The sequence below is a fragment of the Proteus sp. ZN5 genome (genome assembly GCF_011046025.1).
GTDB lineage: Bacteria > Pseudomonadota > Gammaproteobacteria > Enterobacterales > Enterobacteriaceae > Proteus.
Map to the genome: position 1 here is coordinate 3,517,731 of NZ_CP047639.1, position 22,871 is coordinate 3,540,601.

Sequence of the window (22,871 nt, forward strand, 5' to 3'; positions counted from 1 at the left end):
GCACCTATAGTCACCTTTCCAAAAATTCCAATAAAAAGGGAAATAGCGCATTTAAGCAAAATAATGATTCAAAATTGCGTTAAAGATAAGAATAAAAACAATGAATAGTAAGGCTGGAGAGAAAGATAACTCTACCAGCCTTTTTTATTAGGAGAGATAATTATTTCTGCTAGAGCGTTTTGCTGTTTTGATCCACAAACGAGAACCATTAATAGCAATAGCCAGTAAGATGATATATTCAACAGACATTGCATAAACGCCTTGTTTGTAGAATATAACAATACTAATCACGTTAATAACTGACCAAACTAGCCAGTTTTCAACTAATTTCCGTGTCATTAAGATCATCGCCACAATGGAAAGAACTGTCATTGTAGAGTCCCAGAATGGGTAAGCGTCAGGTTCAAGAACTGGCGTAGGTAAACTTGCACCAAAGACATTTAATATATCAACAGCAACAACGGCTAAATAGCCAAATACGGTATCAATATTGAAAGTAAGGGCAGCAATAGCAGCTATCGAAACAACGATTAAGAAGAGACGATGACTCGATTTTAACCAACGTATTCTCAGTGTAGCTTGTTCAAAGTCATTCACTCTACTCCATGCATACCATCCATAAATATTAGCGGCAAAGAAAAATATTTGAAGGAGTAAGCTTGCGTATAGTTGAATTTGGAAAAAAATAATGGCAAACAAGGTGACATTAATAAGTCCAAATAAATAGTTGATAATTTTTTCCTGGCTTGCAAGCCAAATACACAATAGACCAGCGATGGTGCCAACAGCTTCAATCCATGAGAGTGGATATCCACCGTCTCCGAGTGGGATATTGACTAAAATATTATTGATACTAAACCAACTCATCACATCCATTTTTACAACCCCGACTTAATCATAGAAAAAAACAAAGAAAATATGGGTTATTGCGACATCTTTGCAAAGTAGTAAAGATATATTATAAATTCATATTTATAATGGTACTTAGTTTTTAATATTAAACATTATGTTTCTGCTTTAGAAAAATAACAAACAAATGTTTTATATACTAAACAAATTATTCTAATTTTACTTTTTAAACAATAAAAACGACAAATAACTTTATTACATTTTACTTATTAGAGAGAAATATGGAGCCAACAACACGTTTAATCGATCGCATGCTATCTTTTGCTCTCCTCGATCCTAGAATTGAGGCAGTAGTACTAACAGGATCGTTAGGACGCAATAGAAAGATAGACAGTTATTCTGATATTGATATAGAGCTTATCGGTTATGGTGCGACAGAGCTCGCAAAAAACCAACATTGGTTATCACAATTTGGTGATGCTCTTGTCAGCTTACAGTTAGAGTGTGAAGATCCCAAAAGTAAGTTTTGGCCTATTTATTTACATGTTTTAGCTCAAGGCCGCAAAATGGACATTATGATGGCAGAACCTGAGCGTATTTTTAACATGAAAACTGAAGGACTTAGCCCAGTTTACCAGCGTGGATATCAAATCTTACTTGATAAAACGAGTTTATGTGACGGGCTTCCTGAAATTAGCACTATAACGCCCCCTATGCTTTCAAAAGAGCAAGCATGTAATAATGCTCAAGAATTCTGGTTTGAGGCAACACAAGTCGCTATAGCCATTCTACGACATGAATTTTGGTCTGCTAATTATCGTATGAATGATATGCGTGAATGGCTGATAGCATTACTTGAACAAGTTGCGCTGCACGATACCCCAACACAAGATGTTTGGTATCAAGGGAAAAACTTAAAAGAATGGCTACCTAAATTTTATTCATTGCGTTCATTGGAAAGTACTCTTGCTATGAGTACACCCTATGAAGCAGCAGCAACACTTTCTATTATGATGAAATTTTTTCTTGATGCATCGAAACGCCTCAATCACCCTATTGATACAGCAATAAAAACGCAAGAATTGGTCAGTGATTGGTTAATCGATAATGAATTTTTGACTGAAAATGAATACACCCAAATCACGTCATCAATTATTTATCATTACTGATTTGAATCTCATTTTAGATTAAAGCTAGGTAGTTTTTTCAATTTTGAGAAAACTATCTCACTGTTTAGTAAAGCGATGAATTGCACTATCAAGAAACGGAAAGACAACTAAGTGTTTGTTTACTATTTAGGGAATGATAGATATATAGGAAGAGGTTTGAAATGGTGGGTCGTGGGCGATTCGAACGCCCGACCAATTGATTAAAAGTCAACTGCTCTACCGACTGAGCTAACGACCCATTTCAATAAAAACGGATTGGTATTCGAAAATGGTGGGTCGTGGGCGATTCGAACGCCCGACCAATTGATTAAAAGTCAACTGCTCTACCGACTGAGCTAACGACCCTTTTTCGAACTCACCACATTCTCTGTGGCAACGGCGGGTAATAATACTGATTTAATGTTTTTGTGCAACGTTTTTTTTCAAAAAAAAGTTCAACCGTTGAAAAAACAATCATTTAACCCCGAAAATGCAACATTTACATTACGGGGTCAATAATTAGAGTGTTCCTAGCTGCTTTTGCGCTAATTTAGCGCCAGCGCTATTTGGATATTGCTTAATCACTTGTTGGTAAACAGCTTTAGCATTATCTTTTTGCCCTTTCTCTTGCATGATCAAACCAATTTTATAAAAGGCTTCACTTGCTTTTTGAGATTTTGGATAGTTTTTAACAACGATAGCAAATGTGCTTGCAGCCTGATCCTTATTACCTTTTAGATAATACATCTGACCCAACCAAAATTGTGCATTTGATTGATAGCTAGACTTTGGATAGTTATTGATAAAGTTGTTTAATTCAACAATCGCCTTATCGTAATCTTTAGAATTCAATACGATATCAATTGCTGCATTATAATCGGCCTTCTCATCACCTTTTCCTGAACTAGTTGCAGCAGAAGGTGTTGAAGAAGCAGTATTATCAGGTTGAGTGGCTTCGGTTGATGTTGAAGCTCCACCACCAAGGCTATCTAATTGTTGATAGATATTGCGTTGGCGTTCAACAACTTGATTTAACTGGTATTGATTTTCCTGAATTTGACCACGTAACATATCAATATCACGCTGAGAATCAGCGAGTTGTTGCTGTAATTGGGTCAAAAGCTGGCTGTGAGCATTTGAAAAACGCTCAAGTTGGGCGAGTCGTTCATCGGTCGAACCTGAACCGATATTACTGATTGGCGCTTGGGCAATAGCGGCTACAGGAGCCGCTACGCCAACCAGTAACAACAGACTCATCAAGAAAGGTCTGAAGTTACTGTTGTTCATGCCGTTCTCTTAGTAATCCAGTACTGCACGACGGTTTTTCGCGTAAGCGGCTTCGTCATGACCCAGTACAGCTGGTTTTTCTTTACCGTAAGAAACGATTGACAGTTGATCAGCTGATACGCCTTTACCTTGCAGGTACATTTTCACAGCGTTAGCACGACGTTCGCCCAGAGCGATGTTGTATTCTGGAGTACCGCGTTCGTCAGCATGACCTTCTACAGTGATACGTACTGATGGATTTGCACGCAGGAATGCAGCGTGTGCATCTAACAGGTTAGCGTAGTCTGAGCTAATGTCATATTTGTCAAAACCGAAGTAAACGATGTTTTGTTGTTTCAGTTGTTCTAATTGCTGACGTGCTAATTCTTCAGCAGTAGGACCTTGTTCAACAACTGGTACATTGCTTGTATCAGTTTGATCTTCGTTTTTGTTTGAGCTACATGCTGCAACAGCAACGAGTGGTAATGCTAACATCAACCCTTTAAACACTTTGTTTAATTGCATCTCTATTTGTTCCTTTATTTTGTTTGCCATACATAATTTTTATGCATCACATAAACGGTGACCAGGCAGGTGCTTTAACCTGACCATCAGTCGCCGGAAGACGCGCTTTGAAACGTCCATCAGTCGATACTAGCTGCAAAATGGTGCCTAAGCCTTGTGTAGAGCTATAAATAACCATTGTGCCGTTAGGCGCGATGCTTGGAGTTTCATCCAGAAACGTATCTGTTAGATATTGTACGGAATTCGTTTCCAGATCCTGCTTAGCGATATGTTGCCTACCGCTTTCAGAACTCACCATAACTAAGAAACTACCATCTGGGCTTACTGCTGGGTTCTGGTTTTGTTTACCTTCCCAAGTAATACGCTCTGGTGTTCCACCGTTAATATTAACCTTATAAATCTGAGGATTTCCACCTTGATCTGAAGTATAGACCAAAGTTTGTCCATCTGGCATCCAAGTTGGCTCGGTATTATTACTTCTGCCATTGGTTACCTGTGTCATATTCCCACTCGCTAAATCCATAACATACAGATTTAAGCTACCGCTCTTAGAAAGAGCAAATGCAAGTTTAGAACCATCAGGTGAAAACGAAGGCGCACCATTATGTCTTGGGAATGATGCAATTTGACGAATTTCACCCGTTGCTAATGTTTGTACAACTAAAGCAGATTGACCACTTTCAAAGGTCACATAAGCAAGTTTAGCACCATCTGGCGACCATGCTGGTGACATTAATGGCTGTGATGAACGATAAACACGATCTTGGTTAAATCCATCATAATCTGAAACGCGCAATTCATAAGGATATGCGCCACCATTTGTCACAACAACATAAGCAATACGTGTACGGAATGCACCACGAATACCAGTCAGTTTTTCAAAAACTTCATCACTAGCAGTATGTGCAGAGTAACGTAACCATTTAGATGGCACTTTAAACTCACTTTGAGATAAAACCGCACCTGGTGAGCCAGCAACATCCACTAACTGATAGCTAACTAAATATTGACCATCCGCTGATGGTTGCACACGTCCCACAACAACAGAATCAATGCCTAATGCAGTCCAAAGTGCAGGCTGGACTTCAGAAGCAGTAACCGGTTGTTGAGGTATACGAGATACATCAATTGGATTGAATTTTCCGCTATTTCGTAAATCAGCTGCAATGATACCAGCAACATCTTCTGGCATTTGACCAGTACCTTCCCATTTAAAAGGAACGACACCGATAGGGCGTGCAGTATTCACCCCTTGTGTAATTTCAATTCGAACTTCAGCGTTAGCCAGAGTGGTTACGCATAATATTAAAAGTCCGAAAATAACATTTAATGCCTGCTTCATCATGTCTCCCTTTTATTATTGCGGTTATTACGCAATAACGCACAGAATAGTAACAAACGCTTTTCAACAACACCATACAACGCATCAATAACATTCTAAAATAGCTATAAATTAGTGTATGTTTTCCTACAATCAGACAGTTTTATGGTTTAAACTCAATTACTGATGATTTTACTTGCTCGTAAACATCTTTCGGTGGCTTAGGTAATTTAGCGGTATTCGCTGCTCTTAATGCCACTTGACATAAAGAAGGATCGCCTCCAACAACCTTCGCACTGATTAACAAGCCATCAGGTGCAATACTGACTTTTAGCTCACAAGTTCGCCCTTTATACAACTCAGGGTCAATAAACTTCTGTTCAATAGCTGTTTTCACTTGTCCAATATAAGTAGCAACACCTGCATTATTGGCACCAGTGCGATTTCCACCGCCTTGGCCAGCTGCAGCTGCACCGCTTTGTTTGTTACCATCAGCCATTAAACCATCAAGTAAACTATCTACTGCTTTACTTTGTTGTTGAGCAGCAGCTTTGGCTTTAGCTTCCGCAGCAGCTTTCGCTTTTGCCTCTGCTGCAGCTTTCGCTTTTGCATCGGCCTCGGCTTTGGCTTTAGCATCTGCCTCGGCTTTAGCTTTTGCCTCTTCCGCTTTTTGCTTCGCTGCTAACTCAGCTTGTTTTTTCGCTTCAGCTTCCGCTTGTTGTTTAGCATCTGCTTGTTCTTTTAAGATGCGATCACGCTCTGCTTTCGCTTGTGCAGCTGCTTCTTCTGCAACTTTTTGTTCTTCTTTTGCTTTCGCAGCAGCTAATGCAGCTTCACGTTTTTGAGCTTCTGCCGCTTCTTTCGCTTGTAAACGTTCAACTTCTAACGTTTTCAAACGTTCTTGTTCTTTCATTTGCTGCTGACGCAGCTCTTCTTCTTGTTGCTCTGCACGCTCTTTACGCACTTGCTCGGCTTTTTGGACATTAGCTTGTTGCGCTTTCTGTTGATTATACTGCTGTACCACAGCATTAGGATCGACCATAATAGCATCAATAACTTGCCCGTCTTCTCCACCGCCGCCACCTAAATCCCATTTCTGAGTTAATGACCCCCAGATAAGCAATGCGATAACGAGTAAATGCAAGGCGGTAGACAAGATAACTGAACCGCTCAATTTACTTCGGATTGGTTTCGTCTTCTTTCCCACGCTATCATCCAAACTTATTTCAACCTAATTACATAGGTTGAGTCATTAAACCTACAGATTTAACACCTGCTTGACGTAACATGTTGAGCGCTTTAATTATCTCATCATAAGGAACATCTTTAGCACCGCCAATAAGAAATACAACTTTCGGATTTTTTTCCAATTGTCGTTTGGCTTCAGCCATAATCTGTTCTTGTGGTAATAATTCTAATACTTCCTGATCAACACGAATGTTGTATTGCCCAACACCTGCAACTTCGACAATCACAGGAGGGTTATCGCTACTTGAAACAGTTTGTGTCTCTGTTGCTTCAGGAAGATCAACCTCAACACTTTGCGAGATAATAGGTGCTGTTGCCATAAAAATAAGTAACAGTACCAATAATACGTCTAGCAAAGGAACAATGTTAATCTCTGATTTTACGCCTCGGCGGCTACTGCGACCCCGTGCCATCAGCTCTCTCCTTCTGCGTTAACTATTTCTTTTCTGCGGAGGCAAAAGCTTGGCGATGTAAAATCGTCAGGAACTCTTCCATAAAGTTATCGTAACTTTGTTCCAGTTTATTTACACGCTGCGTAAACCGGTTATAAGCCATAACTGCGGGGATTGCCGCAAATAAACCGATAGCTGTTGCAATCAGAGCTTCAGCAATGCCGGGTGCGACCATTTGTAATGTTGCTTGTTTAACACTACCTAATGCAATAAATGCGTGCATGATCCCCCAGACTGTACCGAACAGGCCAATATATGGACTGATGGAACCGACAGTACCTAGGAAAGGAATATGGTTTTCTAAAGATTCTAATTCACGATTGAAAGAGACACGCATTGCCCTTGATGCGCCATTAACAACCGCATCAGGCGCATGAACGCTTGCCTGATGCAAACGCGCAAATTCTTTAAAGCCAGAATGAAAAATCTGCTCTGAGCCAGATAATTCATCACGACGAGCTTGGCTATCTTTATATAAACGTGCCAAATCAGTACCTGACCAGAATTTATCTTCAAAATCTGCAGCTTCACGATCGGCGGCATTCAGAACTTTAGTTCGCTGAATAATAATCGCCCAAGATGCAATAGAAAATCCGATTAAAAGCAACATGATCAACTTGACTAAAAGCCCTGCTTTTAGGAAGAGATCGATAACATTCATGTCAGCCACTACTTAAACTCCGCGATAATGGACTTAGGAAGCGCTACTGGCTTCATTTTTGATGAATCTACGCAGACAACGAGCACTTCTGCGCTACACAATACACAACCATCTTCATTAATAATCTTTTGAGAAAATGTCATTGAAGCACCACGCAATGTGGTAATTTCACTTTCTATTTGCAAAAGATTATCAAGTCGAGCTGGCGCAATATATTCTATTGATAATTTACGTACAACAAATACAACATGATCATACTCCCGTAAATCATGCTGATGAAAACCTTTTTCTCTGAGTAGTTCAGTTCTAGCGCGTTCAAAATACTTCAGATAACTGGCGTGATAAACAACACCACCAGCATCAGTATCTTCATAATAAACACGAACAGGCCAAAGAAACTGCATATTACCTCCCTTACATTTCCTGAGTTAAGTCCATAAATAATGTAGTTATAAGTTACCTAACTATACTTAAGAGGTCGCTCTAAGGGAATCATAGTAACGTAAAGAATAGAAAACGCAGTTTTCAGGCGCCAATCATAAACTCTTCTTTGCAACACGCAATATGCTTTGTGCTCTGAATAGAAAAAATATTTTTATTAAGTCAGCATAAAAATGCTTGCTAATTAGAAATTCATAGATTGTCTTATTTAGTAGTATTATTTTTAATGACATAAAAAAACCAGTTAAAAACTGGTTTTTCATATAAATCAATCAATTATTTGAGATTGGTGTTTCATGAAGATAGTGCCACTGCCAACACTCATCATGAGAATTGCGTCTCAATAACACCACCGATTCGCGCATAAGAATTTTCTTATTTTCACTGTGTGTTTCTTGATATCTGACAAGCGCCAAACAATCAGACTGATAAATTATTTTATAATCGTCCGTTTTTATTTTAAGACCACTTCTTTTTCCTGCATTTTGTCTGAACATCGCGATAACGTCATCATAACTCACTGCTTTTCCACTGATCCCTACCATTGAAAATTCTTGAGATAAAAGATTTTCTATTTTTGTAATGGCATCGACTGATAGGGGATATTGCGTAAAAACCGTTTCAATCTCATCATGCAAAGATTTAATGCTTTCTATAATTGAGTCAGTATTAAAATTCATCTTGTATTTCCTGTGTAATAACTTTTTTCTTTAGTGTAAATAATAAAGTAAGAGGTAATATGCCTATCAACGCACATATTAAAAAAGTCATGCTATAAGCTGTTTGTGGTAAACAAAAAAGAGAAAGAATATTAAATAACATAGCAACCATAGTTGCCCCGACACTAAAAACAACCTGTCTATTAATATTCCAAATAACACTTGCTTGAACTAATTTTTGTGCACCGAAATCATACAATGCCGTGGTTTGTGCGGTGTTAGCGCCAATCCCGCCACCTACGCCGATAATTAGATAAGCAATAATAAGTAATGGAATATCGCTACTGCTATTTACAAATGTTAATAAAGAAATACCAATACTGTGTAATAGCAATGCAATAATAAATAAACGTTTCATCCCTAACTTATTATAAAGCGCACCACTTATTGTCATTGAAATAAAAGCACCTAATGCATACAACAACATAAAAATACCTGTACCTTGACCTGTAAATTTCAAATATTGTTGTAAATAGAAAATAGCGAGAATATTTACTCCAGTAAAAACACCGGGAATACAGTAATAAATAAAAATAGAGAGTGATAAATTTCTATTTTTTAATAATGCTAAATTAATAACTGGTGATGAATGGTGTCGATAATGGCAATAGTAAAGTACAGCAAAAATTATTGAGAATACGGCAATCGCTAAAGCGAGTAATGTTGAGTGGTATTCGCCATAAGCAGATAACGCGAATAACCCAGATACAATGATCAGACTAATAAGAATGATACCTTTAATATCAGGCATAGCGTTTTCTTTAGGTAAAGGCTCTTTTACCCAGATAAACGCTAGAAACGCGGTTAACAATGAAAATGGAATATTGCTATAAAAAACCCAACGCCACGAAACAACATCAACAATAAATCCACCTAATGTCGGCGATATTGCGGGTGCAATTAAGGCTATTGCCATAATTAGCGTAGAGATTTTGCTTCTCTCATATCCTTGAAAATATTGAAAGGTTAATGCTTGCCCAATTGGGATTAACAATCCACCACTCACACCTTGAATAAAGCGCCAAAAAATAAGTTCACTAAAAGAGTGAGAGTATCCCACTAATGCAACGGATAGACTAAACATCAACATTGACGTTACCATCAATGCTTTAATTCCAAAACGTTGAGATAACCAGTGGCTCAATGGAATAATTAATGTTAATCCTAAAATATAACTATTTGAAACCCATGTAACAGAAACGATAGAGATTTGCATATCATCGGCAATTGCAGGTAATGCAATGGCTGACATAAAAATGTTAATACAATCTATAAAGAAACCCAGCAGAAATATAGATGCAATTCGATAGCGGTAAGTCATAAAAATCCTCCGCGCATAGAGTACGGAAGATTGACGAATTTCGTCTATCTGACAAAATAGAATTTATTGTTTAATCAGAGTAAACAATCATGCAAAACCAAATTGATCGAATTCGCTCTTTTATTGCTGTTGTTGATACAGGATCATTTACTCAAGCCGCAAAATATTTGCGCCTAAGTAAATCAATGGTAAGTATTCATATCAAAGCGTTAGAAACAGAATTGGACGTGTCATTACTCAATCGTAATACGCGACGATTCTCACTCACTGAAACAGGCGAAATGCTTTATCAAGATTTCCGCCTCGTGTTAAGTCAGTTAGAACAAACATTAGATAAGGCTAGATTAGGACAACAAGAATTGCAGGGTTCGTTGCGGTTAAGTTCGACTGCGGAATTTGGTGAACACTATATTTTGCCATTGCTTAATCAATTTATGCAATTACACCCAAAGCTAAAAGTACAGTATGCGTTTAATTCTTCTATTGAAGATTTAATAAATCATAAACTTGATCTTGCGATCCGGCTTGGCACATTAAAAGACAGCAATTATCGATCGACAAAGCTGGCTGATTATGAAATAAGTTTGGTTATCTCTCCTGATTTATTGCAGAAGTTCTCAATAAAAGCTATCGATGACTTAAGCGCTATCCCTTATTTAGCAAATAGTAATTTACGTCAAAGTAAGCTTTCATCGTCTTCAGAATTTAATACCCTACTCTCTCAGTTAGCTCAAGATGCTTATTTTGAAACCAATACTATTGCGGCATTAAAAAAAATGGTACTCGCACACTCTGGGATGACTATTTTGCCGCATTGGTACATTCAGCAAGAGTTATTAGAAAAAAAATTAGTCGTACTATTTTCTGAGGTTTCCCTATTAACGCAATCCGTTAATATTATTTTCCCTTATAGCGAATATATCCCAAGAAAAACACGTCTTTTTATTGATTACTTAAAAGAAAATATCCAGCTATAACGCTAGATATGTTAGGGAATTTAGAAGAGAAATTTAGAAGAAATAGTTAGAAGATAAAATACCTTATTTCTTTCTCATACACTGAGCAGAAATAAGGTATTTTCTTAGAAGAAAAAGTAACTTAGCCCAACAACTAAAATAATAATTGCAGGGATTGGATGTAATAAACATTTTGCTACAACATGTTTAGGGCGAAATGCTAGACCAAAAGTAGCACCAGCACACACAGACCAAATAAGAAGGATCCCTTGCCAAATTGCTAGTGAACTCGTGTTCGCTGCAAATCGGCTAGGATCCCACATGACACAAAATGCCATTACCAACGCCATGATTAAAACAAGAGCCCTAATAGGGCCCTTGTCGAGTAGTTGGTAGGTTTTATCCAACATTATTCTTCACTTTCTGAAGCTTTTTTCGCTTCAGCGTGCTCGAAAGCCAGTCCTGCGATCACCGCAATACTACAAGCGAAGAGCGTTCCGAGAAGCCATGCAAAATACCACATTCTCTATGCTCCTTAGTACAGAGTATGATTATTGCCTTCGATAAATTTCTTATCGAGGCGACCATGCATTTTCCAGTAACACCAGATGGTGTAAAGGAGAACGATAGGTACGAAGATAATCGCAACAACTGTCATTACCTGAAGAGTAAACAGGCTAGAAGTTGCATCCCACATTGTTAAGCTCACATCTGGGAAAGTGCTTGAAGGCATCACAAATGGGAACATAGTCACACCACAAGTCAGGATAACACAAGCAATTGTCAGTGAAGTGAACAGGAATGCCCAACCACCTTTATTTGCTTTAGTTGCAACAATCGCCAGTAAAGGACATAACAGACCTAATGCAGGCAGAGCCCATAATACTGGATAGTTGTTGTAGTTAATCATCCATGCACCAGCTTCGTGAGAAACTGTTTTTAGTAGTGGAGATGAAGGACCTGCAGTATCAATAGCACTTGTAATAACGAAACCATCAATACCATAAATTAACCACACGCCTGCTAATGCAAAAGCAACGAAAGTGATTAAAGAGGTAATGTAAGTTGTTTTACGAGTACGCTCGTGTAACTCACCCGTAGTACGCATTTGAAGATAGCTTGCACCATGTGCAACAATCATCATTAAACTAACAACACCTGCTAATAAACCGTATGGGTTTAATAAGCTTAATAGGTTGATAAGCGCGTTAGTTGTACCATTATAAGATACACGTTGCATGCTATCGACTTCTAATGGAACACCTTGTAATAGGTTACCAAAAGCAACACCGATAACTAATGGTGGAACGAAGCTACCAATAAAGATACCCCAATCCCACATACCACGCCATTTTGGTGATTCTAATTTAGAACGGTAGTCAAAACCTACTGGACGGAAGAATAATGCCGCCAGTACGAAGATCATACCAAAATAGAAACCAGAGAATGCCGCAGCATATACCATTGGCCATGCAGCGAATAATGCACCACCTGCTGTAATTAACCAGACTTGGTTACCATCCCAGTGAGGAGCAACAGAGTTAATTAAAATACGACGTTCAGTGTCATCTTTCGCGATAACGCGTAGTAACACACCGACACCCATATCAAAACCATCAGTGACCGCGAAGCCAATCAGTAAGATACCAATCAGTAGCCACCAAACAAACCGCAATACTTCATAATCAAACATAGTGGACTCCTGTGTTACTTACTTTGTGCAGAAGATGTATTCTTCTGTTCAAAGTGATAGCGACCCGTCTTCAGGCTACTCGGCCCAAGGCGACCAAATTTGAACATCAGGAACATTTCAGCAACTAGGAACAGTGTGTACAGACCACAGATAAGACCCATAGATACTAGGATATCAGCCTGTGTCAGTGAAGAAGTTGCTACAGCCGTAGGCAGGATTTCACCAATCGCCCATGGTTGACGTCCATATTCTGCAACAAACCAACCTGCTTCAACTGCGATCCACGGTAATGGGATACTAAACAGAGCAGCACGTAGTAACCATTTATAGTTACCAATACGGTTAGACAGAACTGTCCAGAAGGAAATCGCAACAACCAGTAACATCAGGAAGCCTGCGGCAACCATGATACGGAATGACCAGAACAGTGGTGCGACATTAGGAATAGTGTCTTTTGCAGCAGCTTTGATTTGTTCTTCTGTTGCATCAACAACTTTATCAGTATAACGCTTCAGTAATAAGCCGTAGCCTAAATCTTGTTTAGCGTCATTAAATGCAGCACGAATAGCAGGATCAGTATTACCTGCGCGTAATTCGCTTAATAATTCGTAAGCTTTCATACCGTTACGAATACGAACTTCATGCTGACCCATCAGATCGTTAAGACCTAAAACAGGTGTATCGAAAGAACGCGTTGCAATAATACCCATGACATAAGGGATTTGTAATGCAAACGAGTTTTCCATTTTTTCTTGATTAGGGAATGCAATCAGATTAAATGCAGCTGGAGCAGCTTCTGTATGCCATTCACCTTCAATTGCAGCCAGTTTAGTTTTCTGTACGTCACCCATTTCGTAACCAGATTCATCACCCAGAACGATAACAGATAATACAGCAGCGATACCAAAAGTAGCAGCAACTGCGAAAGAACGTTTTGCAAAACCGATATCACGACCTTTGAGCAGGTAGTAAGAGCTGATACCCAGAACAAAGAATGCACCAGTACAATAACCAGCAGCAACGGTGTGAACAAATTTAACTTGAGCGACAGGGTTTAAAACCAGATCAGCAAAACTCAACATTTCCATTCGCATGGTTTCAAAGTTGAAGTCTGCAGCGACAGGGTTTTGCATCCAACCATTCGCAACGAGGATCCACAAAGCAGAGAAGTTAGAACCGAAAGCAACTAACCAAGTTACCATCAAGTGCTGCTTCTTACTTAAGCGATCCCAGCCAAAGAAGAACAATCCGACGAAAGTTGATTCTAAGAAGAACGCCATCAGACCTTCGATTGCTAAAGGCGCACCGAAGATATCACCGACGTAATGAGAGAAATATGACCAGTTAGTACCAAATTGGAACTCCATGGTCAACCCAGTTGCGACACCCAGAGCAAAGTTAATACCAAATAACTTACCCCAGAACTTTGTCATATCTTTGTAAACTTGTTTACCCGACAGAACATATATCGTTTCCATAATTGCCAGCATAAACGCCATACCGAGCGTTAATGGGACAAACAGGAAGTGATACATTGCTGTTAAGGCAAACTGTAACCGTGACAGTTCGACAATATCAAACATCTTGACTCCTTGCTCCTAGCAGGAAGACACCGACTTGCGGCAACCCGACTTTATTAAATTATAAAGCCTCATAACTACCAGCAATAAATGCCTCTAAAAACAACAACGAATATTAAAGACCAAAAACACAATACCTTACAAATAGTACGCTTATATTTACATATAATAAATATATTTTGCGTGACCCAGATTTGAATTCTGAGCTTAGGTCAACAATACGACTTTTAGGTTTGTAACAGCATATTTGATCGTGTGCCAATTTAAGCATATTCAGAAATTTTTGCCACAATTAATAACTTGACCCACATCAAAAAAACACTTTAATGTTAACTAGTTGCGAATAAATTACCCAATAGTTACCATTGTGTTAATGCAATGTTGTTTTTATTTTTAAGTGTAATTTACCTCCTTATATTTTCCATAATAAAATTAACTTTTTATTTTCATAAAAGACTTAAAAATAAACACTTTTAATTGTTTTTCATTAATTTTAATATCAATTCCATTTTTTTGCAGGTAAATAATAAATATTTTAAAAAAATAATCTATTAATTAATAAGTTGAAATTTACAAAAATGTAAATATAAAAAAATTAACTCAATTATTTTATCTAATAAAAAAATATATAAAGTCTAATCTTGATTATCAATTTCTAATGTTATTTCTTTTTTCGTTTCTCTTTTATTCTAGATAAATAAAGTGCAATAAATTTGTACTTAACAAATAAAACGCAAAACCTTTATTAACGTAAAAAATAAATAACCAATTAAATCAATTAGATAAAAAATAAAAACAAGCCGTTATTTGAATACTGCTAGAAAAAATAAAAAAAATTTTTATTGTATTTTCGTATTTAAACAAAGTGTTTTTCAAGATACTTGCCAACTTCTTATTATCAATTCTTATAGTGATAAGGAGGCCATAATTCCCCTTTAATCGTCATTTTGATGTTCTAACATAATAAAAAGATATTTTTTGCTATTAAAGACCTTATCTCCTCTACTCCTCATCCATTCATTAACATGTTTAAAAGTCTATCTCCTTAGTAAAAATCAGCGTTACAGCATGATCCTAGTACAGATTTAAAGCTAATTATTACGATATTTATAGAAGTACCTATATTGAGAACAACATAAAATAAGTGTTCATTTTTTCTTATTAACACTCTTTTTTACTAAAAACATGCATTTAAAATATTATTTTTAACAATTCAAGGTATCTATTCCTAGCTTATATCATTACTTTTAGGTGCCACAAGAAAGTTAATAAATAGAGAAACAATATTTTGCATACAGATCAATTTTCAAAAAAGACAATATAAAACAGTTCATTAGAATAAATTTAGGTAGGAGGTTGATGTGCTAATTACAATATTAGCTATTGATATAGCCTTTTAAGGGAAACTAGAAATAAAAAATGCCAGCTTCTTTTTTAGAAACTGGCATTCAAGATAGTATCAATCTGAAATCATTAACAGAATTGTTACTTATTTGATCAGTGATTTAATCGCTTCACCGATATCTGCTAAGCTACGAACTGTTTTAACGCCTGCAGCTTCAAGGGCAGCGAATTTCTCATCCGCTGTGCCTTTACCACCAGCAATAATTGCACCCGCATGTCCCATACGTTTGCCTTTAGGTGCTGTTACACCAGCGATATAACCGACTACAGGCTTAGTGACGTGATCTTTGATATAAGCAGCCGCTTCTTCTTCCGCTGTACCACCAATTTCACCGATCATCACAATCGCTTCTGTTTGTGGATCTTCTTGGAATAGCTTCAGAATATCAATAAAGTTAGAACCCGGAATTGGGTCTCCACCAATACCAACACAGGTTGATTGACCTAAGCCAACATCCGTTGTTTGCTTAACCGCTTCATAAGTTAATGTACCTGAACGCGATACAATACCTACTTTACCTGGTAAGTGAATATGACCTGGCATAATACCAATCTTACATTCACCCGGAGTGATAACACCCGGGCAGTTAGGGCCAATCATACGTACGCCAGCTTCATCTAATTTAACTTTAACAGTCAGCATATCCAGTGTAGGAATACCTTCTGTAATAGTAATAATTAGTTTGATACCTGCATCAATCGCCTCTAAGATTGAATCTTTACAAAATGGCGCAGGTACATAGATAACTGTCGCCGTTGCACCTGTTGCTTCAACGGCTTCACGTACTGTATTGAATACAGGTAAACCTAAGTGCGTAGTACCGCCTTTACCCGGCGTAACACCACCGACCATTTGCGTACCATAAGCAATAGCTTGCTCAGAGTGGAATGTTCCTTGGCTACCAGTGAAGCCTTGGCAAATTACTTTGGTATTCTTATCAATTAAAATAGACATTATTTTGCCTCCGCTGCTGCAACAACTTGTTTCGCGGCATCCGTTAAGCTTTTAGCAGCGATAATATTTAATCCACTATCTGCTAATTTTTTGGTGCCTAACTCTGCATTGTTTCCTTCGAGACGAACAACCACAGGAACATTAACGCCAACTTCTTCAACTGCGCCAATAATACCGTCTGCGATTAAGTCACAACGAACAATACCGCCGAAAATGTTGACTAATACAGCGCTGACATTTTCATCTGACAAAATAATCTTAAATGCTTCAGTTACGCGCTCTTTTGTTGCACCACCACCTACATCGAGGAAGTTTGCAGGCTCGCCACCGTGAAGTTTAACGATATCCATTGTACCCATCGCTAAACCAGCACCATTAACCATACAACCAATATTGCCATCTAATGCAACGTAGTTCAGTTCCCATTGTGCCGCTTGTGCTTCACGAGGATCTTCTTGTGAAGGATCGTGCATTTCACGCATTTCTGGCTGACGATATAACGCGTTGCTATCTACGCCTAATTTGCCATCAAGGCAAATCAAATCGTCTTCTTTAGTAATAACCAGTGGGTTAATTTCGATTAAAGCGAGATCACGCTCTAAGAAAATAGAGGCTAATCCCATAAAGATTTTAGCAAATTGACTAACTTGCTTGCCTTTTAAACCCAGTTTAAATGCTAATTCTCTTCCCTGATAAGGCATTGGGCCAGTCAGTGGATCAATAATTGCGCGATGAATAAGCTCAGGTGTTTCTTCAGCCACTTTCTCAATTTCAACGCCACCTTCCGTTGATGCCATAAAGACAACGCGACGGGTGCCACGGTCAACAACCGCACCAAGATAAAGCTCTTTAGCGATATCGGTAGCTGCTTCAACCAAAATCTGTGTAACAGGCTGACCGTTAGCGTCTGTTTGATAAGTGACTAAACGTTTGCCTAACCATTGTTCAGCAAATGCGCGGATCTCTTCTTTAGATTTAACGACTTTTACGCCGCCCGCTTTACCACGTCCACCCGCGTGAACCTGACATTTCACGACCCAAGGGCCTTGACCGATTTTTGATGCAGCTTCTTCTGCCTCGCGCGGTGTGGAGCAGGCGAAACCAGCAGGTGCTGGTAATCCATACCGTGTGAAAAGCTGTTTTGCCTGATACTCGTGTAAATTCATGATGTTCTATCCATAATCTTGTTGAAAGTCGGGCTTTCTTATTTTTTTGACTATAAGCCAGAGAAATCTGGCTTCACGAACACACTGTACTTCTTTGATGCTTGTGTCTGTTGCTAAGTAGGCAGGAGGAGCATCTCCTGCCTAAAAGCGATATTTATTACCTATACATCCAGTAATAAACGAGCTGGATCTTCTAGCATCTCTTTAACGGTTACTAAGAAACCGACAGACTCACGACCATCAATTAAACGGTGGTCATAAGACAGAGCCAGATACATCATTGGTAGAATAACAACCTGACCGTCTACTGCCATTGGGCGATCTTTAATTGCATGCATCCCTAAAATGGCACTTTGTGGTGGGTTGATAATCGGAGTTGACATTAATGAACCGAAAACACCGCCATTTGTGATAGTGAAGTTACCACCTGTTAAGTCTTCAACAGTTAACTTACCGTCACGGCCTTTTACAGCTAACGCTTTGATGTTCTTCTCAATATCCGCCATGCTCATAGCATCTGCATCACGTAATACTGGCGTTACCAGACCACGAGGTGTTGATACTGCAATACTGATATCGAAGTAGTTGTGATAAACCACATCAGTGCCATCAATAGAAGCATTCACTTCTGGATAGCGCTTCAGTGCTTCAACAACCGCTTTAATGTAGAAAGACATAAAGCCTAAACGTACACCGTGGCGTTTTTCGAATGCTTCACCATACTGAGCACGTAAATCTTTGATTGGCTGCATGTTGATTTCGTTAAACGTTGTCAACATTGCAGTGGTGTTTTTCGCTTCTAGTAAGCGCTCTGCTACACGTTTACGTAAACGTGTCATTGGTACACGTTTTTCGCTACGGTGAGATAACAGTGCTTGAGGAACTTCTGCTACTGGTTGTGTCGTTGATTTATTCGCAACATGACCTTCGATATCTTGGCGAGTTAAACGTCCGCCTACACCACTGCCTTTCACATCCGCAGGGTTAATATCGTGTTCAGCCACTAAGCGACGTGCAGTTGGGCTTAATGCATCGTTATTGCCTTTTTCAGCAATATCAGCACTTTGACGCTGTGCTGGAGTGCTATCTTGAGCTGGTTTCACATCAGCGGGAATGCCTGTGCTATCACCTAAACGAATGCGACCGAGTAATTGGCGGGAACCAACAGTAGCGCCTTCTTCTTCAAGAATACTTTCTAGAACACCAGCTTCACTTGCAGGTACTTCTAAAACAACTTTATCTGTTTCGATTTCAACCAGCACTTCATCGCGTTGAATGCTATCACCAGGTTTTTTATGCCAAGTTGCGACCGATGCGTCAGCAACTGATTCAGGGAGATCCGGTACTAGAATATCTACACTACTCATTTTCTATCCTTATTTATTCAACTTTCAGTGCGTCTTCAACCAGAGCTTTTTGTTGCTCCTGATGAACAGAGGTATAACCAACTGCTGGAGAGGCTGATGCAGGGCGTCCTGCATAACGTAATGTTGCGCCTGCTGGAATAGCATCACGGAAGTTATGCTGACTACAGTACCAAGCACCTTGATTCAGAGGCTCTTCTTGACACCAAATAAACTCTTTTACATGAGCATAAGGTGCGAGAATTTGCGCAATATCTTCGTGTGGGAATGGATACAGTTGTTCAATACGAATAATGGCAACGTTGTTTTGCTCATTAGCACGACGCTGTTCTAATAAATCGTAGTAAACCTTACCGGAACACATCACAACACGTTTCACATCAGCAGGTTTTAAATCATCCATTTCGCCAATGACAGGTAAGAATTTACCATTTGCTAATTCATCCAACTCAGAAACCGCTAATGGATGACGTAACAGTGATTTTGGTGACATTACGATAAGTGGGCGACGCATACCACGTAACGCTTGACGGCGTAACATATGGTAAACCTGAGCCGGAGTTGATGGCACACAAACCTGCATATTTTGTTCTGCACACAGTTGCAGATAACGTTCTAAACGTGCAGAGGAGTGCTCTGGGCCTTGGCCTTCATAGCCGTGCGGTAATAGCATGACTAACCCACACATACGACCCCATTTTTGCTCACCTGAGCTAATAAATTGGTCGATAACGACTTGGGCAACGTTTGCGAAGTCACCAAATTGTGCTTCCCAAATTGTTAAACCGCGAGGTTCTGTTGTGGCATAACCATATTCAAACGCAAGTACAGCCTCTTCTGTTAATACAGAATCCCAGACATTAAATTGTCCTTGAGCATTATGAACATTGGCTAATGGTACATAAACAGAACCATTAGTTTGGTTATGAATAACGGCATGACGATGGAAGAATGTACCTCGTCCCGCATCTTCGCCAGAAAGACGAATGGTAATACCTTGGTCAACTAAAGTCGCATACGCTAATGTTTCTGCCGCACCCCAGTCGAGTAGTTTCTCACCTTCAGCCATAACAGCACGGTCAGCATAAATTTTCTCAACACGAGATTGCATCACGATTTCTGAAGGAACGGTACTCACTCGACGCGCTAAATCTTGTAAACGCGCTTTTTCTACTTTATGTGGGTATTCTTCATTCCATTCATGATTCAAATACGGTTCCCATGTGTAAGAATGCAGACCCATTGGACGGTATTCTTCAACAACACAGTCACCACGATCCAGCGCATCACGATAGAGATTAACCAGTTCAGTCACATCATTGGCATCAAGCAGTGATTGAGCAACCAGTTTATCCGCATAAATTTTACGTGGTGTTGGATGTTTTTTGATTTTTTGATACATCAGAGGCTGAGTTGCATTTGGCTCATCCGCTTCGTTGTGACCATGACGACGGTAACAAACGAGATCAATCATAACATCGCGTTTAAAGGTATTACGGAAATCCAATGCTAAGCGAGTCACAAAAGCCACCGCTTCAGGATCATCTGCATTAACGTGGAAAATTGGTGCCTGAACCATTTTCACAATATCAGTACAATATTGTGTTGAACGGGCATCTTTTGGATTTGAAGTCGTAAAACCAACTTGGTTATTGATAACAATACGAACTGTACCACCAACTTCATAACCGCGCGCTTGAGACATGTTCAAGGTTTCTTGTACAACACCTTGACCTGTCACTGCCGCATCACCATGAATAGTGATAGGAAGAACCATATTGCTACGTGCTTCATCTAGGCGATCACGACGAGCACGAACAGAACCAATTACAACTGGGCTAACAATCTCTAGGTGAGATGGGTTAAAGGCTAATGCAAGGTGGACTTGAGCCCCTTCAGTCGCAAAATCAGATGAGAAACCTTGGTGATATTTAACATCACCGGTTCCCAAATGTTCTTTGTGAATACCCGCAAATTCATCAAACAAATCAGCCGGTTTTTTACCTAGGATATTAACCAGAACGTTTAAACGTCCACGGTGCGCCATACCAAGAACCACTTCACGAGTGTCTTGTTTACCTGCATGGCGAATTAAATCTTTTAACATCGGAACTAATGCATCACCACCTTCTAAAGAGAAGCGTTTTGCACCTGGGAATTTCGCACCTAAATAGCGCTCTAAACCTTCAGCTGCTGTTAGCTCTGTCAGGAAGCGTAACTTTTCTTCTTTAGTGAATTGGTCTGCAACATTCACTGATTCTAAACGTTGTTGTAGCCAGCGTTTTTCTTCAGTATTAGTGATATGCATATATTCAGCACCGATTGAACCACAATAAATGCGTTTCAGTGCTTCATATAAATCACCTAATTTCATCGTTTCTTTGCCGATAGCAAAAGAACCGACGTTGAAGGTTTCTTCAAAGTCTTCTTTAGTTAGATTATGGAAAGCAGGATCTAAATCTGGAACAGATTCTTGTTTCCATAAACCAAGCGGGTCGAGATTAGCGTTTTGGTGACCACGAAAACGGAAGGCATTTATGAGCTGCAAAACTTTAACTTGTTTTGAGTCCATTGCCGGATCGCTTACCGAGGTATGATATCGAGTGGATTCTTTTGCGAGGCGTCTGAAGTAGTCGCGGGTTTGAGAATGCGACTGTTCTATGCCTTGACTTGCGGGCAGTTGTTGAAAAATCTCTCTCCAACTTTCGTCAACAGAGTTTGGGTCAGTTAGGTAATCTTCATAGATATCTTCTATGTAAGACTGATTCTCTCCTGCTAGAAAAGTTGATTCTAGCCAGTCCTTCATTGCGCCGTTCTGCATTATGATCCCTTAAGCTATACAGCTTTAGTTCGCCGTGGATAACTAATACCGTGATTAAACGGTGTCGATTGCAAGGTTCTCTTATGACCCGCTATCTCGCAGGTTCTTTAAATATGGAGCTTTAGCTCTCAAGGAACCTTTAAGCACTGTCTTACAGTGTTTAAAGGTGCCTTACTATTTTTACCGCAAACGTCTAACTTAGTTTTTCCATTAACCGCCCTAACTATTTTAGGGCGGTTATTATTTTATGCACTACGTTTTAACAACATTGACTTAATATGACCAATCGCTTTTGTTGGATTGAGTCCTTTAGGACATACGCTGACACAGTTCATGATGCCATGACAACGGAACACACTGAACGCATCGTTAAGATCATCAAGACGAGATTCAGTTTCTGTATCGCGACTATCAATCAAGAAACGGTAAGCCGCTAACAATCCAGCAGGCCCGATAAACTTATCTGGATTCCACCAGAATGACGGGCAAGAGGTTGAACAACAAGCACAAAGGATACAATCGTAAAGCCCATCAAGCTTTTCACGCTGTTCTGGTGACTGTAAGTTCTCGCGAGCAGGAGGATTTTTGCCATTATTAATTAAATACGGGCGAATTTTCTCATACTGTGTATAGAACTGAGTCATATCCACTATTAAATCACGAATTACTGGTAAACCGGGTAACGGTCTGATCACAATTTTCTTACTTCCTTTCTGTAAAGATGAAATAGGTGTGATACAAGCCAAACCATTTTTACCATTCATGTTCACGCCATCAGAGCCGCAAACACCTTCACGACAAGAACGACGGAACGATAAGGTAGGATCTTTTTCCTTTAGTTGAATTAATGCATCCAACAGCATCATGTCACGCCCTTCAGGAACTTCTAGGGTGTAATCTTGCATATGCGGCGCATTATCAACGTCGGGATTGTAACGATAAATCGAAAATTCAAGTTTCATATTTAAGTCTCCGCAACTT

At 39.2% G+C, this 22,871-nt stretch carries 21 protein-coding genes and 2 tRNA genes; 2 read left to right on the forward strand and 21 right to left on the reverse strand.

Going from position 1 to position 22,871, the window contains the following annotated elements; genetic code table 11:
* Positions 1–147 precede the first annotated feature (147 nt).
* Entirely contained in the window at positions 148–876 is a 729-nt protein-coding gene (gene pnuC / locus GTK47_RS16220; protein ID WP_277603112.1) for a nicotinamide riboside transporter PnuC, read from the reverse strand.
* 254 nt (positions 877–1,130) lie between these two features.
* Here pnuC and GTK47_RS16225 point away from each other — a divergent pair, with 254 nt between their 5' ends.
* Positions 1,131–2,018, forward strand: a complete 888-nt coding sequence (locus GTK47_RS16225; protein ID WP_165125155.1) for an aminoglycoside 6-adenylyltransferase — start codon at positions 1,131–1,133, stop codon at positions 2,016–2,018.
* A gap of 162 nt (positions 2,019–2,180) precedes the next feature.
* On the opposite strand, the gene GTK47_RS16230 is transcribed toward GTK47_RS16225, so the two are convergent.
* The 11 genes from GTK47_RS16230 to GTK47_RS16280 all read right to left on the reverse strand — a co-directional run bounded on the left by GTK47_RS16230 (position 2,181) and on the right by GTK47_RS16280 (position 9,951).
* A tRNA-Lys gene (locus tag GTK47_RS16230) sits at positions 2,181–2,256 on the reverse strand.
* 31 nt (positions 2,257–2,287) lie between these two features.
* Positions 2,288–2,363, reverse strand: a tRNA-Lys gene (locus tag GTK47_RS16235).
* A gap of 153 nt (positions 2,364–2,516) precedes the next feature.
* Entirely contained in the window at positions 2,517–3,284 is a 768-nt protein-coding gene (gene cpoB / locus GTK47_RS16240) for a cell division protein CpoB (protein ID WP_165125158.1), read from the reverse strand.
* 9 nt (positions 3,285–3,293) lie between these two features.
* Positions 3,294–3,788 carry a peptidoglycan-associated lipoprotein Pal gene (gene pal / locus GTK47_RS16245; RefSeq protein ID WP_165125160.1) on the reverse strand — a complete coding sequence of 165 codons (495 nt, stop codon included), beginning with the start codon at positions 3,786–3,788 and terminating at the stop codon, positions 3,294–3,296.
* A 46-nt stretch (positions 3,789–3,834) separates the two neighbouring features.
* Complete coding sequence (tolB, locus tag GTK47_RS16250) at positions 3,835–5,130, reverse strand: Tol-Pal system beta propeller repeat protein TolB (RefSeq protein WP_075672728.1); 1,296 nt, start codon at positions 5,128–5,130, stop codon at positions 3,835–3,837.
* Between the two features lie 142 nt (positions 5,131–5,272).
* On the reverse strand, positions 5,273–6,316 hold the full coding sequence (tolA, locus tag GTK47_RS16255; RefSeq protein WP_165125177.1) for a cell envelope integrity protein TolA: 1,044 nt from the start codon (positions 6,314–6,316) through the stop codon (positions 5,273–5,275).
* A 28-nt stretch (positions 6,317–6,344) separates the two neighbouring features.
* Positions 6,345–6,770: a colicin uptake protein TolR gene (gene tolR / locus GTK47_RS16260; RefSeq protein WP_023581195.1), complete on the reverse strand. Its 426-nt coding sequence runs from the start codon at positions 6,768–6,770 to the stop codon at positions 6,345–6,347.
* A 22-nt stretch (positions 6,771–6,792) separates the two neighbouring features.
* Positions 6,793–7,479 carry a Tol-Pal system protein TolQ gene (tolQ, locus tag GTK47_RS16265; protein WP_075672726.1) on the reverse strand — a complete coding sequence of 229 codons (687 nt, stop codon included), beginning with the start codon at positions 7,477–7,479 and terminating at the stop codon, positions 6,793–6,795.
* Positions 7,479–7,874: a tol-pal system-associated acyl-CoA thioesterase gene (ybgC, locus tag GTK47_RS16270; RefSeq protein WP_069370103.1), complete on the reverse strand. Its 396-nt coding sequence runs from the start codon at positions 7,872–7,874 to the stop codon at positions 7,479–7,481. The genes tolQ and ybgC overlap by 1 nt, the downstream gene beginning before the upstream one ends.
* A gap of 309 nt (positions 7,875–8,183) precedes the next feature.
* Entirely contained in the window at positions 8,184–8,591 is a 408-nt protein-coding gene (locus tag GTK47_RS16275; protein ID WP_165125180.1) for a DUF4440 domain-containing protein, read from the reverse strand.
* Positions 8,581–9,951, reverse strand: coding sequence for an MFS transporter (locus GTK47_RS16280; RefSeq protein ID WP_165125183.1), 1,371 nt, complete (start codon positions 9,949–9,951; stop codon positions 8,581–8,583). Before GTK47_RS16280 ends, GTK47_RS16275 begins: the two co-directional genes overlap by 11 nt.
* 89 nt (positions 9,952–10,040) lie before the next feature.
* Between GTK47_RS16280 and GTK47_RS16285 the strand changes: the two genes are divergently transcribed.
* Positions 10,041–10,928 carry a LysR family transcriptional regulator gene (locus GTK47_RS16285; RefSeq protein WP_165125186.1) on the forward strand — a complete coding sequence of 296 codons (888 nt, stop codon included), beginning with the start codon at positions 10,041–10,043 and terminating at the stop codon, positions 10,926–10,928.
* Between the two features lie 104 nt (positions 10,929–11,032).
* Here GTK47_RS16285 and ybgE read toward each other — a convergent pair whose 3' ends face one another.
* From ybgE to GTK47_RS16330, 9 genes are all read right to left on the reverse strand, one after another.
* The gene (gene ybgE, locus GTK47_RS16290) at positions 11,033–11,317 is read right to left on the reverse strand and encodes a cyd operon protein YbgE (RefSeq protein WP_165125189.1); all 285 of its coding nucleotides are present in this window, start codon (positions 11,315–11,317) and stop codon (positions 11,033–11,035) included.
* Positions 11,317–11,430, reverse strand: a complete 114-nt coding sequence (gene cydX, locus GTK47_RS16295; RefSeq protein ID WP_069370099.1) for a cytochrome bd-I oxidase subunit CydX — start codon at positions 11,428–11,430, stop codon at positions 11,317–11,319. Before cydX ends, ybgE begins: the two co-directional genes overlap by 1 nt.
* 12 nt (positions 11,431–11,442) lie before the next feature.
* Positions 11,443–12,600, reverse strand: a complete 1,158-nt coding sequence (gene cydB / locus GTK47_RS16300; protein WP_098943855.1) for a cytochrome d ubiquinol oxidase subunit II — start codon at positions 12,598–12,600, stop codon at positions 11,443–11,445.
* 14 nt (positions 12,601–12,614) lie between these two features.
* A complete protein-coding gene (gene cydA / locus GTK47_RS16305) occupies positions 12,615–14,183 on the reverse strand; it encodes a cytochrome ubiquinol oxidase subunit I (RefSeq protein WP_165125192.1) in 1,569 nt (522 codons plus the stop codon).
* Positions 14,184–15,669: 1,486 nt separating this feature from the next.
* Complete coding sequence (gene sucD / locus GTK47_RS16310; protein WP_006537657.1) at positions 15,670–16,539, reverse strand: succinate--CoA ligase subunit alpha; 870 nt, start codon at positions 16,537–16,539, stop codon at positions 15,670–15,672.
* Positions 16,539–17,705: an ADP-forming succinate--CoA ligase subunit beta gene (gene sucC / locus GTK47_RS16315; RefSeq protein ID WP_075671649.1), complete on the reverse strand. Its 1,167-nt coding sequence runs from the start codon at positions 17,703–17,705 to the stop codon at positions 16,539–16,541. The genes sucD and sucC overlap by 1 nt, the downstream gene beginning before the upstream one ends.
* A 161-nt stretch (positions 17,706–17,866) precedes the next feature.
* Entirely contained in the window at positions 17,867–19,072 is a 1,206-nt protein-coding gene (odhB, locus tag GTK47_RS16320) for a 2-oxoglutarate dehydrogenase complex dihydrolipoyllysine-residue succinyltransferase (RefSeq protein WP_088493413.1), read from the reverse strand.
* Between the two features lie 13 nt (positions 19,073–19,085).
* Positions 19,086–21,890, reverse strand: a complete 2,805-nt coding sequence (sucA, locus tag GTK47_RS16325; RefSeq protein ID WP_165125195.1) for a 2-oxoglutarate dehydrogenase E1 component — start codon at positions 21,888–21,890, stop codon at positions 19,086–19,088.
* A 245-nt stretch (positions 21,891–22,135) separates the two neighbouring features.
* A complete protein-coding gene (locus GTK47_RS16330) occupies positions 22,136–22,852 on the reverse strand; it encodes a succinate dehydrogenase iron-sulfur subunit (RefSeq protein ID WP_006537662.1) in 717 nt (238 codons plus the stop codon).
* Between the last annotated feature and the right edge of the window lie 19 nt (positions 22,853–22,871).

Coding starts and splice junctions, on each gene's coding strand:
- cydB (WP_098943855.1), bottom strand. CDS start 12,600: ATGTTTGATTATGAAGTATTGCGGTTTGTTTGGTGGCTACTGATTGGT.
- GTK47_RS16225 (WP_165125155.1), top strand. CDS start 1,131: ATGGAGCCAACAACACGTTTAATCGATCGCATGCTATCTTTTGCTCTC.
- sucD (WP_006537657.1), bottom strand. CDS start 16,539: ATGTCTATTTTAATTGATAAGAATACCAAAGTAATTTGCCAAGGCTTC.
- ybgC (WP_069370103.1), bottom strand. CDS start 7,874: ATGCAGTTTCTTTGGCCTGTTCGTGTTTATTATGAAGATACTGATGCT.
- sucA (WP_165125195.1), bottom strand. CDS start 21,890: ATGCAGAACGGCGCAATGAAGGACTGGCTAGAATCAACTTTTCTAGCA.
- pal (WP_165125160.1), bottom strand. CDS start 3,788: ATGCAATTAAACAAAGTGTTTAAAGGGTTGATGTTAGCATTACCACTC.
- GTK47_RS16275 (WP_165125180.1), bottom strand. CDS start 8,591: ATGAATTTTAATACTGACTCAATTATAGAAAGCATTAAATCTTTGCAT.
- tolR (WP_023581195.1), bottom strand. CDS start 6,770: ATGGCACGGGGTCGCAGTAGCCGCCGAGGCGTAAAATCAGAGATTAAC.
- ybgE (WP_165125189.1), bottom strand. CDS start 11,317: ATGTTGGATAAAACCTACCAACTACTCGACAAGGGCCCTATTAGGGCT.
- odhB (WP_088493413.1), bottom strand. CDS start 19,072: ATGAGTAGTGTAGATATTCTAGTACCGGATCTCCCTGAATCAGTTGCT.
- GTK47_RS16330 (WP_006537662.1), bottom strand. CDS start 22,852: ATGAAACTTGAATTTTCGATTTATCGTTACAATCCCGACGTTGATAAT.
- pnuC (WP_277603112.1), bottom strand. CDS start 876: ATGGATGTGATGAGTTGGTTTAGTATCAATAATATTTTAGTCAATATC.
- cydA (WP_165125192.1), bottom strand. CDS start 14,183: ATGTTTGATATTGTCGAACTGTCACGGTTACAGTTTGCCTTAACAGCA.
- cpoB (WP_165125158.1), bottom strand. CDS start 3,284: ATGAACAACAGTAACTTCAGACCTTTCTTGATGAGTCTGTTGTTACTG.
- tolB (WP_075672728.1), bottom strand. CDS start 5,130: ATGAAGCAGGCATTAAATGTTATTTTCGGACTTTTAATATTATGCGTA.
- GTK47_RS16285 (WP_165125186.1), top strand. CDS start 10,041: ATGCAAAACCAAATTGATCGAATTCGCTCTTTTATTGCTGTTGTTGAT.
- cydX (WP_069370099.1), bottom strand. CDS start 11,430: ATGTGGTATTTTGCATGGCTTCTCGGAACGCTCTTCGCTTGTAGTATT.
- sucC (WP_075671649.1), bottom strand. CDS start 17,705: ATGAATTTACACGAGTATCAGGCAAAACAGCTTTTCACACGGTATGGA.
- GTK47_RS16280 (WP_165125183.1), bottom strand. CDS start 9,951: ATGACTTACCGCTATCGAATTGCATCTATATTTCTGCTGGGTTTCTTT.